The sequence below is a fragment of the Oceanobacillus polygoni genome, assembly GCF_008304605.1.
GTDB lineage: Bacteria > Bacillota > Bacilli > Bacillales > Amphibacillaceae > Oceanobacillus > Oceanobacillus polygoni.
On the sequence record NZ_PIJY01000045.1, the window covers coordinates 335034 to 348234 of the forward strand.

Annotated in this window: 15 protein-coding genes and 1 pseudogene; 15 read left to right on the forward strand and 1 reads right to left on the reverse strand. The window is 37.8% G+C overall.

The window, feature by feature from the left end:
- Positions 1-145 precede the first annotated feature (145 nt).
- The 15 genes from aroC to F1560_RS20640 all read left to right on the forward strand — a co-directional run bounded on the left by aroC (position 146) and on the right by F1560_RS20640 (position 12933).
- Positions 146-1315 carry a chorismate synthase gene (aroC, locus tag F1560_RS20570; RefSeq protein ID WP_149476487.1) on the forward strand — a complete coding sequence of 390 codons (1170 nt, stop codon included), beginning with the start codon at positions 146-148 and terminating at the stop codon, positions 1313-1315.
- Positions 1315-2388 (forward strand): 3-dehydroquinate synthase, encoded by a 1074-nt coding sequence (gene aroB, locus F1560_RS20575; protein ID WP_149476488.1) that lies wholly within the window; start codon positions 1315-1317, stop codon positions 2386-2388. Before aroC ends, aroB begins: the two co-directional genes overlap by 1 nt.
- Positions 2385-2759 (forward strand): chorismate mutase, encoded by a 375-nt coding sequence (gene aroH, locus F1560_RS20580; RefSeq protein ID WP_149476489.1) that lies wholly within the window; start codon positions 2385-2387, stop codon positions 2757-2759. Before aroB ends, aroH begins: the two co-directional genes overlap by 4 nt.
- On the forward strand, positions 2759-3859 hold the full coding sequence (gene hisC, locus F1560_RS20585) for a histidinol-phosphate transaminase (RefSeq protein ID WP_149476490.1): 1101 nt from the start codon (positions 2759-2761) through the stop codon (positions 3857-3859). The genes aroH and hisC overlap by 1 nt, the downstream gene beginning before the upstream one ends.
- Before the next feature lie 9 nt (positions 3860-3868).
- The gene (locus F1560_RS20590; RefSeq protein ID WP_149476491.1) at positions 3869-4969 is read left to right on the forward strand and encodes a prephenate dehydrogenase; all 1101 of its coding nucleotides are present in this window, start codon (positions 3869-3871) and stop codon (positions 4967-4969) included.
- Positions 4970-4997: 28 nt separating this feature from the next.
- Positions 4998-6284, forward strand: a complete 1287-nt coding sequence (aroA, locus tag F1560_RS20595; protein ID WP_149476492.1) for a 3-phosphoshikimate 1-carboxyvinyltransferase — start codon at positions 4998-5000, stop codon at positions 6282-6284.
- A 222-nt stretch (positions 6285-6506) separates the two neighbouring features.
- Positions 6507-7775 carry a tetratricopeptide repeat protein gene (locus F1560_RS20600; protein ID WP_149476493.1) on the forward strand — a complete coding sequence of 423 codons (1269 nt, stop codon included), beginning with the start codon at positions 6507-6509 and terminating at the stop codon, positions 7773-7775.
- Between the two features lie 86 nt (positions 7776-7861).
- Positions 7862-8416, forward strand: coding sequence for a ReoY family proteolytic degradation factor (locus F1560_RS20605; RefSeq protein WP_149476494.1), 555 nt, complete (start codon positions 7862-7864; stop codon positions 8414-8416).
- Between the two features lie 75 nt (positions 8417-8491).
- The gene (locus tag F1560_RS20610) at positions 8492-8953 is read left to right on the forward strand and encodes a YpiF family protein (protein ID WP_149476495.1); all 462 of its coding nucleotides are present in this window, start codon (positions 8492-8494) and stop codon (positions 8951-8953) included.
- Between the two features lie 163 nt (positions 8954-9116).
- Positions 9117-9629, forward strand: coding sequence for a QcrA and Rieske domain-containing protein (locus F1560_RS20615; RefSeq protein WP_149476496.1), 513 nt, complete (start codon positions 9117-9119; stop codon positions 9627-9629).
- 6 nt (positions 9630-9635) lie between these two features.
- Positions 9636-10310 (forward strand): menaquinol-cytochrome c reductase cytochrome b subunit, encoded by a 675-nt coding sequence (gene qcrB / locus F1560_RS20620; RefSeq protein WP_149476497.1) that lies wholly within the window; start codon positions 9636-9638, stop codon positions 10308-10310.
- Between the two features lie 15 nt (positions 10311-10325).
- Positions 10326-11099, forward strand: a complete 774-nt coding sequence (locus tag F1560_RS20625) for a menaquinol-cytochrome c reductase cytochrome b/c subunit (protein WP_149476498.1) — start codon at positions 10326-10328, stop codon at positions 11097-11099.
- Positions 11100-11177: 78 nt separating this feature from the next.
- Positions 11178-11750, forward strand: coding sequence for a lipoprotein heptaprenylglyceryl N-acetyltransferase LhaT (gene lhaT, locus F1560_RS20630; protein WP_149476499.1), 573 nt, complete (start codon positions 11178-11180; stop codon positions 11748-11750).
- A gap of 166 nt (positions 11751-11916) precedes the next feature.
- Positions 11917-12189, forward strand: coding sequence for a sporulation protein YpjB (locus F1560_RS20635; RefSeq protein ID WP_149476500.1), 273 nt, complete (start codon positions 11917-11919; stop codon positions 12187-12189).
- Positions 12190-12252: 63 nt separating this feature from the next.
- Positions 12253-12933, forward strand: a complete 681-nt coding sequence (locus F1560_RS20640; RefSeq protein ID WP_149476501.1) for a zinc metallopeptidase — start codon at positions 12253-12255, stop codon at positions 12931-12933.
- A 172-nt stretch (positions 12934-13105) separates the two neighbouring features.
- On the opposite strand, the pseudogene F1560_RS20645 reads toward F1560_RS20640, so the two are convergent.
- Positions 13106-13201: pseudogene (locus tag F1560_RS20645) on the reverse strand (IS200/IS605 family transposase); the annotation flags it as partial.

Sequence of the window (13201 nt, forward strand, 5' to 3'; positions counted from 1 at the left end):
AACATAAATAAATAGAGTTATGGTATAGTAGTTAGAAAAACTTTGGATTTATCAATATTAAGTTTATAATCAACTAAATTCGATAGCTGGTTATCGGACTTATTGAATAACTTTTTAAGTAAATCACTGTAAAGGAGAATGTTCATTGCGCTACTTAACATCAGGGGAATCTCATGGGAAACAGCTTACAGCAATTATAGAGGGACTTCCTGCACAAATGCCATTATTGAAAGAAGACATTAACGAGTCCTTATTACGTCGCCAAGGTGGACATGGAAGAGGAAAACGAATGCAAATCGAGAAGGATCTTGTCGAAGTAACAAGTGGAATTCGTCACGGATATACGTTAGGTTCACCCGTTTCGCTCGTTATACATAATGATGATTTTAAACATTGGACAGATATTATGGGGGAAGACCCTATTGAAGAGGATACAAAACTTAGACGAGTTGTTACGAAGCCGAGACCAGGACATGCCGACTTAAATGGTGCACTGAAATACGGTCATCGCGATATGAGAAATGTCTTGGAAAGATCCTCGGCACGTGAGACTGCTGCACGTGTAGCTGCAGGAGCTGTTGCCAAAACATTGTTAAAACAGCTCGGGATTGAGGTGTGCGGATATGTAAAAGAAATCGCAGGAATCCGTGCAGAAGAAAATGACTCACTTACAATTGAAGAACGTATAAAGATATCTCAAGAATCACCAGTTATGGTTTTGGATAAAAATGTGGAACAAGAAATGATGGATAAGATTGATAAAACGAAAAAAGAGGGAGATTCCATTGGTGGGGTCTGTGAAGTTTACGTAGAAGGAATGCCTGCTGGTATAGGATCCTATGTTCATTACGATCGTAAGCTTGATAGTAGAATCGCAGGAAGCGTTATGAGTATCAATGCATTTAAAGGAGTCGAATTTGGAATTGGATTTAAAGCGGCTGAATTGTTCGGTAGTGAAGTCCATGATGAAATTGCCTGGGATCAAGATAAAGGCTACTATCGTACATCAAATCGACTTGGTGGATTTGAAGGAGGCATGACAACTGGAATGCCGATTGTTGTTAAAGGCGTCATGAAGCCGATTCCGACATTGATGAAGCGGCCTTTACAAAGTGTTGACATTGAAACAAAGGAGCCATTCAAAGCCACAGTCGAACGGTCGGATGCATGTGCGGTCCCTGCAGCTTCCGTTGTAATGGAGCATGTTGTTGCATTCGAACTAGCGAAAGCTATTACAGAGCAATTTCCAAGTGATGAATTCTCAAGGCTGAAGAAAGCAATTGACGACTACCGTGAAGAAATCAGGTGTTTCTAATGGAGGATATTTTAATTAAATCGAGTACGAACTCCTATAAGATTTCAATCGGAGAATCATTGCGCTTACAAATAAAGCAATTTCTGAATAAAGAGTATTCTTCCGTTTTGATTGTGACAGATGAACATGTTGCAGCACTTTATTTAAATGATATTCTGGAAAACCTGCCAACGGACCGGGTTTTCCAGTCTATTGTTCCAGCTGGTGAAAAGTCAAAGAATCTCCAATCTTACTATCAATTACAAACCGAAGCGATTGAGTTTGGTTTGGATCGCCAATCGTTAATCATTGCCCTTGGTGGAGGTGTAGTTGGAGACCTTGCTGGTTTTGTTGCGGCTACTTATATGCGTGGGATTGACTATATTCAAATGCCGACAACGATTCTTGCGCATGACAGTAGTGTAGGTGGAAAAGTAGCAATTAATCATGAACTTGGAAAAAATCTGATCGGTAACTTTTATCCACCAGAAGCAGTTATTTATGATGTAGACACCCTACATTCATTAAGTGAACGAGAAGTTCGCTCAGGCTATGCTGAACTTATCAAGGAAGCGCTAATTGCTAATGAGAATTTTTTCAATACATTGTTAACAGTAGATATTTACAATGTATCGAATCGCGAGTTACAAGAGCATTTACAGCAAGGCATTAAAATTAAAGCTGCAATTGTTGAAGCAGATGAACGAGAATTAGGTGTACGTAAGTATTTAAACCTCGGCCATACATTGGGCCACGCTTTAGAAGCAGAGCTCGGATATGGTACATTAACCCACGGAGAAGCAGTCGCTATTGGTCTATTGTTTTCCATTCATGTGAGCGAAGATTTATTTTCTGTAGAGTTACCATTTGAAGAGCTTTTAGAATGGTTTAGAACAAATCAATACCCTATTATCGGAACTAATTTAGACATTTCAGCATTAATAAATAAAATGAAAACTGATAAAAAGACATTAAAAAGCAGAATACAAATGGTGCTGTTAGAGGATGTAGCTAAACCAGTTGCAAAAGAATTAGATGATACCGAGATTGAACATTATTTAACATCATTTGAGAGTAGGTTGATGGCAAAATGACAAGGGGATTAAGAGGAGCAACAACTGTTTTAGAAAATGAAGAAAATCAAATGATTGAAAACACAAGATTATTAATTGAGGAAATGGTAGCGAAAAATAACGTGCATCCTGCTGATATATCTCATGTTTTCATATCGGTGACGAAAGATTTAAATGCAGGATTTCCTGCTAAAGCATTAAGAAAGGTTCCGGGTTGGACATATGTTCCTGTTATGTGTATGGCGGAAATCGATGTACCGAACAGCTTGCCGAAATGTATTCGGGTGATGATGGTCGTGAATACGAAAAAAGAACAAGATCAAATGGAGCATGTTTTTCACCATGATGCTGTAAAATTACGTCCAGACCTTGTAAATGGAGGGAGTAAGTGATGGAAGCAAAGTCTATCTTAAGCAAGCTAATTCCATATAAGCAAGGGAAGCAAACAAAGGAAATCCAAGAAGAATTCGGGTTGAACCGAATTGTAAAACTTGCATCGAATGAAAACCCATATGGTTATTCCGACCAAGTTAAAAAAACGCTATTACAAGCGTTGCCTGACTTTAATATTTATCCGGATGGCTATACGGCTGAATTACGTACAGTATTAGCACAAAAACTAGAAGTTGAAGAGTCGCGATTGGTATTCGGAAGTGGAACAGAAGAAATTATTCAAATGCTTTGTCGTACATACCTTGTTCCAGGATCGAATGTCGTTACTCCAGCACCAACCTTTGGTCAATATAAGCATTATTCTCTAATTGAAGGTGCAGAGGTCAAAGAAATCGAAGTAACTGCTGATGGCTACCATGACTTGGATAAAATGCTTGATGCTATTGATGAGAAAACAAGAATCGTTTGGCTATGTTCACCGAACAATCCTATCGGTACTGTCATTCCAAAAGAATCCTTTGAAGCTTTCATAAACCGCTGTCCGAAGCATGTGCTTGTAGCCTTTGATGAGGCTTATTTTGAATATGTTGATCCAAAAGCAAATATTGATGTGCTTTCCTTCCTAGAAAACCACAACAATTTGATTGTCATGCGTACATTTTCGAAAGCCTATGGCTTAGCTGGACTTCGAATCGGCTACGGAATAGCAAATCGCACAATTATCGAGAAGGTGAATGTTGTTAGAGGACCTTTTAACACAACCTCCATTGCACAACAGGCTGCACTCGTTGCACTAACTGATCAAACATTTATTAAGGATACTTATGAAAAAAATAAAGCTGTGAAAGCTACTTTTGAGAAATTTCTCAAGAACATTGGATGGAAATACTTTCATTCAGAAACAAACTTTATCCTCGTTGAAACTCCGATTAGCGGTCTCGATGTATTTCAGTATTTATTAGAGCGTGGCTTTATTGTAAGGCCTGGTGAATTACTTGGGATGCCGAATACAATTAGAGTATCTTTAGGTACGGAAGAAGATATGAAAGAACTACAACACGTTCTGTTAGAACTCCATAATGAAGCAATAGAAAAGTAAGGTGATAGGATGCAAAAGACGATATTAGTAGCAGGCATTGGATTAATTGGAGGTTCCCTTGCGAAGGGAATGGCACAAGCAGGTGATCATCATGTTATCGGGTATGATCTTAACGAAGCTTCGCTCAAATTTGCGCTTTCAAGCGGAGTCATTCATGAAGCAAGCACTAACTTTGTAGAATCAGCGCAACAATCGGATTTTATTTTTCTTGCAGCACCCATCTCTGAAACAATAGCATTAGTGAACCAACTCAAGACGATTTCATTTCAGCGGAAAGTGATTATTTCTGATACAGCTTCTGTAAAGGGAGCGATTTTGAAGACCGCAAGTTCATTAAACGATGACAATGTAACATTTATTGGTGGTCATCCGATGGCTGGATCACATAAAAGAGGTGTGCAAGCTGCCAAGACACATTTATTTGAAAATGCGATCTATGTGCTTTCACCAACGAATGGAAGCCAGCATAATGAGATCGAAGCTTTGAAAAGCGTTTTAGTTCATACGAAAAGTAAATTTGTTGTCTTAATGCCAAATGAGCATGATGAAATGACAGGCGTTGTTTCTCATTTTCCGCATTTAATCGCTTCTTCACTTGTCCACCAAGCTAAAAAATGGGAAAACACGCATGCTTTCTTACCGAAGCTTGCTGCTGGAGGATTCAGAGATATTACGAGAATTGCATCAAGCAATCCAGCACTGTGGCAGGATATTTTTTATCATAATCGGGATAAAATGTCTGTATTACTTCAAGAGTGGATTGAAGAGATGAAAGGCTTAAAGCAGCTTCTAGATTATGATAAAAAAGAGGAAATGATTACATACCTCAATAAAGCAAAGCTATATCGGGATGGGCTGGCAGAATCGAAAAAAGGGGCAATTCCTGCCTTTTACGACTTATATGTTGATATTAGGGATCAACCTGGTGCGATTGCTTCAGTTGTACAGTTACTTGCCGAAGAGAAAATCAGTATTAAAAATATAGAAATTCTCGAAGTTCGTGAAGATATTACTGGGCATTTAAGATTGAGCTTCAGTACAAAAAAAGCTCAATTAGCGGGCTTAGAACTATTAGAGAATAAAGGTTATGAAACGATGATACAAAAATAATGGATATAATAAAGGACGTGAATATATAGTGAGCGAATGTAAGTTGCAACCTTTGAACAAACCGCTTTCTGGAGAAATATTAGTGCCTGGAGATAAATCAATCTCACATCGAGCAGTAATCTTCGGTTCGTTAGCAAATGGGATAACAAAAATCACGCATTTCCTTGATGGTGAGGATTGTATGAGAACAGTAGACGCGTTCAGAGAAATGGGCGTTTATATCGATGTTCAAGATACGACTTTAATTATTAAAAGTAAGGGAATAACAAGATTAGTTGAGCCGAGCCAGCCTTTAGATTTCGGTAATTCGGGAACAACAACTAGATTAATGCTAGGAATCCTTGCTGGACTCCCTTTCTTTACTACTATCTATGGGGACGCCTCACTTTCTAAACGTCCAATGGACAGAGTAGTCAATCCTTTAAGACAGATGGGAGCAATAATCGATGGCAGACTAAATGGAAATTTACTTCCGTTAGCGATTAGAGGGACAACGATTAAAGGGATCGACTATACCCTTCCAGTTAAAAGCGCCCAAGTTAAATCAGCGGTTCTTCTTGCTGGTTTATTTGCAGAAGGTAAGACAAAAGTTACGGAGCCGATCCCGACTCGAAATCACACAGAAAATATGCTCAAAGCCTTCGGTGCAGATTTAACAATTGATGGAAACACGATTACTGTTACGAATAAAAGTGAATTGACTGGTACGGATGTTCATGTACCGGGGGATATTTCATCTGCTGCATTTTTCCTAGTTGCCGGAGCTATCGTACCTGGTAGTGAAATCTTACTGAAAAATGTAGGTTTGAACCCTAGTCGAACTGGTATTATCGAAGTGCTAAATAAAATGGGAGCAAAAATTCAAATTGAAGCTGAGCACTCCGTTAGTGGGGAAGCTTTTGGTAATGTTCGAATTGCCCATGGCTCATTAAAAGGTATCACGATCGAAGGGGGAATCATTCCACGATTAATCGATGAAATTCCGGTAATTGCACTTTTAGCAACGCAGGCAGAAGGTACGACAGTTATTAAAAATGCAGAAGAATTACGTGTAAAGGAAACAGATCGGATTACAGCAGTAGTAGATGTTTTAACTACATTAGGGGCCGATATTACCGCGACAGAGGATGGTTTAATCATTAAAGGTAAAACTTCCTTAAATGGGGGAGAAATAGCTTCCTATGATGATCATCGTATCGCAATGATGGGAGCAATCGCCAGCCTAATAACTGATAGTGAAGTGACGATTGATGATGCTAGTTGTATCGCAATTTCGTATCCGAACTTCTTCAATGATTTAGAATCAATCTCATAATCAAAGAGTCTGCTTTGGCAGGCTCTTTTAATTTTCAATTTATATGACAGAAAATGAATCCTCTCATACTAACTAAACAACCTTTTATAGAAAAACAATTAGATATGTGTGCTTTTCTATTCAGTCATCTTTGCTTTTATTGTATAATTAAACTAATCATTTATTTCAATATGATAATATTAGTAGTATTCATGTAAGTTTTTTTAAGAAAGGATGTTCGTTGTGGACACCATTATGGAAGCAGTACAATTACTAGAAAATAATAAAGCTGAAAAAGCGGTCCAACTATTGGAAGATTATTTATCTAAAGCAAATGATGATGAAAAATATACGATTGCAGAGATCTACAGACAATGGGGATATTTACAAGAAGCAAGACTTATTTTAGAAGACTTACTGCGTATCTATCCGGATGAAAGCGATTTAAAAATTTCTTTGGCAGATATCTTTATTGAACTGGAGGAAGACGAACCAGCGATAACACTCTTAAATGAAATAGAGAAGGAAGATGCAGCATATATACAAGCGCTTATCCAATTAGCTGATTTATATCAAGCACAAGGGTTATTCGAGGTCTCCGAACAAAAGCTATTAACAGCAAAGCAACTTGCACCAGGAGAGGTTATTATCGATTTTGCGCTTGGAGAATTATACTTTTCGATAGGAGAATATTTAAAGGCGATTACCTACTACGAAAAAGTTAAAGCAAAACAGGATGAAGTTGCTCATATTTCACTAGATGACAGACTCGGTGAATCTTATGCGGCCGCTGGAGAATATGAAAAATCATTATCCTACTTTAAAGAAGATGGCAATGAAAATGCGGATAGGTTATTTAAATATGGAATTACAGCGTATCAAGCGGATCGGAATGATATTGCGATAAAAGCTTGGGAACATGTTATTGAAATCGACGAATATTACCATACGGCCTATTATCAACTAGCTATGGTTTATGAAAAAGAAGGACTGTTAGAGGATGCGTTTAAAGTTGCAAATAAAGGGCTTGAGATGGACGAATACAATAAAGAGCTCTACTTCCTAACAGGTTCCATCGCGCACCAGCTAGGACAGGATGACGAGAGTGAGAAACTAACTCGAGAAGCAATCGCATTAGATCCAGATTATAAAGAAGCTATCCTGTTCTTAATTGAGTTATTTAAAAAGAACGAAGCACATATAAATATTACAGACCTTATTACAGAAGCACAGAGATTAGGTGCGGAAGATCCACTTTATGATTGGGAACTAGCACGTGCATTTAATGAAATTGAATCGTTTGATAATGCATTAAAAAGCTACCGCGATGCATATAATAATTTAAATCAAGATAGCGACTTTTTGAAGGAGTTTGGTTATTTTCTTACGGAAGATGGGAAAATCAAAGAAGCTATTCCAATTTTTGAATCCTATGTTCGTTTGCAGCCGCTAGATGAGGATGTTGAAGCATACTTAGCACGACTAAAACAAACATATGAATTAGGTGAGTAAAATTTATACAGCCAGGAAGCATTTACTCAAAAAGCTTGCCGAATGCAACGTTTTCTAATAAAACTTTAAAAAGGGGGGTAAAACAGATGATAACACCTGTCACTGCCAAAGATAAAAAAAGTTTTATTCAATGGTTTTTAAATCATTACCGCCTAAAAAAACGAGAAAGTGTCTGGATCCTGAATTATTTAATCAATCATAGTGATTTATTAGCGAATGTGCATTTTGTCAGAGATGTAAAGTATTGTTCAAGAGGAATTATGATGACAAGTCATTGTTCCGATGAAGTAGCGTTTCGTTTTTACAAGGATCATCTTGTAACAACGGATGCAGAAAAATCTTTCCATGATATCCGGCTTAATCAAGATGAATCCTTATATTTACAGCTAAACTTCAAAAATGCTAATCAGAACTCCTATTATGCATCTGTATTAGAAGAAAATCCATTTATCCCTGTTGATTACTACATTACAAATCAGGATAAAGAAGTTGCTAATCAACTATTAAATTACTCTTTGCATCAATATAAAAAAGAAAAAATACTTCTTGAAATTGATCATGCATTGCAGTCAAAGGATCGAGAGAAATTCCTGGTACTTTCAAAAGAATTAGCCAATTTGAAAAATCAACCTAAGCTTTAGGTTGATTTTTTTTGTCTATATAAGATAAGATTTATTAATAGTACGCTAATATAGCTACAGAAAGGGTGATAAACAGTGAAATGGAGAAAAGCAGATCTACAGACATATGTTCAAAGTAAAGAATACATAGATACAATTGTACTTCCATTAGTCCCGTTTGGCATTGCAAATGATGAAGAATCGAAAAAAGCTGCTATTCAATCTGAGATGATAACCCTCCTCTCACATGAGCTTGAAAAAGAGTTAACCGGCAGAATGTTACTAGCACCACATTATTCTTATTTGAAATCAGCAGATAAACAAACGGAAATAGCACGAATGAATATGTGGGCAGCAGAAATGAAAGAACAGCCTTTTAAGCATATCTTTATTTTAACATTTGACCCAAGTTGGAAAAAGTATGAGAAAGAACTTGAGAGTACCTTGCTATGGCTGCCAGCTGTACAAACTGGAGAACTGAACTCAAAAGAAATGCATAAAACTGTCCGTGAGCAAGTTGCTCAAATGGTAGAGTTAATTCGTGCATATTGGCAATAATAGAGATAAAGTAGCCGATTAATCCTTCGTTAATATGTCAACTTTTGTTTGTGAATATTGTTTTATATTGACCGAATAAAAAGATTGCGCTATCATGGTATTGTCCTAGTAATCTGATTAAAAATGATATTGTCCGTGATTAAGGTAAAGAGGGGGGAAAATCATGAGTGATGAAAAACAGCAAGTATCCCGAAGACAGTTTCTAAATTATACGCTTACAGGGGTAGGGGGATTTATGGCAGCGGGGCTACTTATTTCTCCAATAAGGATGGCCATTGATCCAGTATTAAAAGAATCTTCTGCAGGAGACATGGCAAACGTAGGTTTATCAGTCGACGATATTACAGAAGAGCCACAGCGAATCGATTGGACGATTGATCAAGTAGATGGCTGGTATGAATCTGAAGTAAATCGTGCTGCATGGGTTTATCGAAATGAAAATGATGAAATTGTAGCTTTTTCCCCAGTATGTAAACATTTAGGTTGTGTTGTTTCATGGGAAGGTAGTGACCAGCATCCGAACGAATACTTCTGCCCGTGTCATGATGGACGCTATTACAAGGATGGTACCAACGTTCCAGGTACGCCTCCATTAGCTCCTCTAGACGAATATGTGCAAGAAGTAAGAGATGGAATGCTATTCCTAGGCGAACCAAAACCAAGAGGGGAGGCGTAATGACTAATGTTACAGAAGATATACGATTGGATTGATGATCGCATTGATATTACGCCAATATGGCGTGACATTGCAGATCATGAAGTGCCAGAACATGTTAACCCCGCTCATCATTTTTCAGCTTTTGTGTATTGTTTTGGTGGTTTAACATTTTTCGTTGTGGTGATTCAAATTCTTTCTGGAATGTTCTTAACCATGTATTATGTTCCAGATATTGAAAATGCATGGAAGTCCGTTTATTATCTGCAAACTGAAGTAGCTCATGGGCAGATTGTTAGAGGTATGCACCATTGGGGTGCCAGTGTTGTAATTGTCATGCTATTATTACATACCTTACGCGTATTCTTCCAAGGAGCATATAAAAAACCACGTGAACTTAACTGGATGGTCGGTGTATTAATTTTCTTTGTTATGCTCGGCTTAGGTTTTACTGGTTATTTATTACCTTGGGATAATAAAGCATATTTCGCAACACAAGTTGGACTTGAGATTGCTGAACAAGTTCCATTTATTGGACAAGAATTGAAAACTTTACTGGCTGGAGATGCAACCATTGTTGGTGCACAAACATTAACAAGATTCTTTGCAATCCATGTATTCTTCCTGCCGGGAGCGTTATTTGCACTATTAGCAATTCACTTTGTTTTAATTCGTAGACAAGGTATATCTGGACCACTATAAAAAGGAGGGTAAGTGATGCATAAGGGTAAAGGTATGAAGTTTGTCGGAGATTCTCGAATCTCTGCTGAAAGAAAACCTAATATACCGAAAGATTATTCTGAGTATCCTGGAAGAACGGAAGCTTTTTGGCCCAACTTTTTATTAAAAGAATGGTTGGTTGGTGCAGTATTTTTAGTTGGGTTTTTATGTTTAACATTGGCTCATCCATCACCATTAGAGGGAATGGCCGATCCGACTGATGCGGCATATATACCTCTGCCAGATTGGTATTTCTTATTCCTTTATGAACTATTGAAATATGAATTCGCAAGTGGAGACTGGACTTTAATGGGGATTCTAATCCTTCCAGGGCTTGCATTTGGTGCGTTATTACTTGCACCGTTCTTGGACAATGGTCCTGGTCGTAGACCGCATCAGCGTCCAGTTGCAATTGGAATGATGCTACTTGGGTTAGTTGCTGTTGTATGGTTAACCTATACATCAGCAGCACATGTTGATTGGGAAGGTCGTGCTGAAGCGAACAAACCAATTCCACCAGCGGAGGTAACCGTTGATGATAGCCACCCTGGTTTTGCAGCTTATGAAAATAGCTGTTTAGCATGTCATGGTGCAGAATTAGAGGGTGGAGCAGGTCCGGCGTTAGTAGGGCTTGAACTGAGTGCTGAGGAGATCGCTACAATTGCTGTAGATGGAATCGGTACGATGCCACCAGATCAGTTCCAAGGTACGGATGAAGAATTAGAGCAATTAGTTGACTTTATTATTACAGTAAATGAATCAGCTGAATAATCGCTACTCAAAAACACCTTTACCATTTAAATTGGTGAAGGTGTTTTTTACATCGGAATGACGGAAAGGATAAGAAGAATGATTAAATACATATTACTAGACAAGCGATTTATTTTTTGTCTTTTTCTCATTAATTTTTTCGGTACCATTTACGGTTATTATTGGTATAAGGCACAGCTTTCCATAACCCCAAGTATTTTTCTCATCTTCGTTCCAGATAGCCCAACCGCAAGTTTGTTTTTTACCATTTTTTTGCTGTTCTTTCTATTCGGTAGAAATATACCGTATATAGAAGCTCTCGCAATTGTAACACTACTCAAATATGGTACATGGGCGGTTGTTATGAACCTCCTTACATTAATCATTGAAGGCTCGCTAAGCTGGCAAGGTTATATGTTGATGGCTTCTCATGCAGGAATGGCAATTCAAGGGCTCTTGTATGCACCGTTTTATAAAATTAAATTAAAACATCTTGCAGTTGCTGCAATTTGGACATTACATAATGATATTATTGACTATGTATTCGAAATGATGCCAATGTATTCAACTCTCACGAAGTACATGAATGAAATTGGTTATTTTACCTTCTGGCTAAGTATCCTATGTATTTTAATCACCTATTGGTTCACCATTCGAAAAAAATCGCTATGAGTGGTTGTTTCAAGCAGTCAGTAAAATGGCTTTGAGAGCAGAGGATTATCATCGTATTTGGTTTTTATTATCCTCCTTATTAATCCAGTATTATAAACTTAACTGTTATATACCGAGGTCTTTCCTCATACACTTCAAGTAATACTAAAAATATGAGGTGATCTCTATGGTAAACAGATTAAAACTGCTTGTACGGGTCACAGCTGCGGTACTCATAGGGATAGGGTTAAACATTTACTTTGGAGTCGTATGGATTGAAGCGAGTGTGGGAAATACTGAACATATAGTTGAAAAGCAATCTGGCATTACTCCGTTTATTTGGGCAGCTATAATTGTGGGTGGCTGTATAACGGCTACATTATCCTATGTAAGTTGGAGAAAATATAGAGCGGAAGTAAAAGCAAAAGAAGCACGTAATAAGGATAAATTAGTTGACTAATGTATTAAATTTGACTAAAATTGACCTTAGAAAGTAATTTAAACTTCTAATGGAGGAATGCACATGGGTTTAGGAAGTTACTTGATTTATATTGCCATATTAATGATCGTACCATTATGGGCGCAATCGAGAGTAAAAAGCACATACAAAAAGTATTCAAAACAGCCAACATCATCTGCAATGACGGGTGCTGAAGTTGCCCGCAAAATTCTAGATGATAATGGACTATACGATGTTCAAATCGGACGAACAAAAGGAACACTTACTGACCACTATGATCCCCGGAATAAAGTAATTAAACTTTCTGAAGGAATATACGATGGACGCTCCATGGCTTCCTCTGCTGTAGCAGCTCACGAAGTAGGACATGCTATTCAAGATCAACAGGAATATGCATTTTTGAAATTTAGAAGTGCATTAGTACCAGTAGCAAACTTTGGTTCTAACATCTCCCTTTTCTTGATCCTTGGTGGTATGATATTAGGAGCTATGAACTTAGTACTATTTGGTATCATCTTTATGTCCGCAGCAGTATTATTCCAACTTGTTACACTTCCTGTAGAGTTTGATGCATCAAACCGTGCAATGGGACAATTAGTTTCTTCTGGTGTAATTCGAAATAATGAAGAACGGGAAACAAAGAAGGTTCTGAATGCTGCAGCGTTAACCTATGTAGCAGCAGCACTTGTAGCTGTAGCGGAGCTTGTCAGGTTTATCCTGATATATCTTGCCAGCAGAGAATAGTTTGTAAAAATGATCATTTGCCTAGCACCATTTAGGTAAAAATCAAAACCACCAGTGTGAACTGGTGGTTTGTTCTGCGGCTGAAAGCCTCTTTTGCCGGCCTCGGCCTAAAAGGCCCACTGAATGGTTTCCCCTTATGCACCACATCTACTCGCTGATTCTAAAGAATCCCTTATCTTTTCTTATTTTTTTCACCGGTAAATGGGTCAAACTCTTCGAATAACGTTAATTGATCTGCCATATAATCTTCTCTTAGCTGATTTCTAAT

Excerpts from the sequence above, each read along its gene's own strand:
- aroB (WP_149476488.1), top strand. The coding sequence starts at position 1,315 with ATGGAGGATATTTTAATTAAATCGAGTACGAACTCCTATAAGATTTCA.
- qcrB (WP_149476497.1), top strand. The coding sequence starts at position 9,636 with ATGTTACAGAAGATATACGATTGGATTGATGATCGCATTGATATTACG.
- F1560_RS20615 (WP_149476496.1), top strand. The coding sequence starts at position 9,117 with ATGAGTGATGAAAAACAGCAAGTATCCCGAAGACAGTTTCTAAATTAT.
- aroH (WP_149476489.1), top strand. The coding sequence starts at position 2,385 with ATGACAAGGGGATTAAGAGGAGCAACAACTGTTTTAGAAAATGAAGAA.
- hisC (WP_149476490.1), top strand. The coding sequence starts at position 2,759 with ATGGAAGCAAAGTCTATCTTAAGCAAGCTAATTCCATATAAGCAAGGG.
- F1560_RS20605 (WP_149476494.1), top strand. The coding sequence starts at position 7,862 with ATGATAACACCTGTCACTGCCAAAGATAAAAAAAGTTTTATTCAATGG.
- F1560_RS20590 (WP_149476491.1), top strand. The coding sequence starts at position 3,869 with ATGCAAAAGACGATATTAGTAGCAGGCATTGGATTAATTGGAGGTTCC.
- lhaT (WP_149476499.1), top strand. The coding sequence starts at position 11,178 with ATGATTAAATACATATTACTAGACAAGCGATTTATTTTTTGTCTTTTT.
- F1560_RS20640 (WP_149476501.1), top strand. The coding sequence starts at position 12,253 with ATGGGTTTAGGAAGTTACTTGATTTATATTGCCATATTAATGATCGTA.
- F1560_RS20625 (WP_149476498.1), top strand. The coding sequence starts at position 10,326 with ATGCATAAGGGTAAAGGTATGAAGTTTGTCGGAGATTCTCGAATCTCT.
- F1560_RS20635 (WP_149476500.1), top strand. The coding sequence starts at position 11,917 with ATGGTAAACAGATTAAAACTGCTTGTACGGGTCACAGCTGCGGTACTC.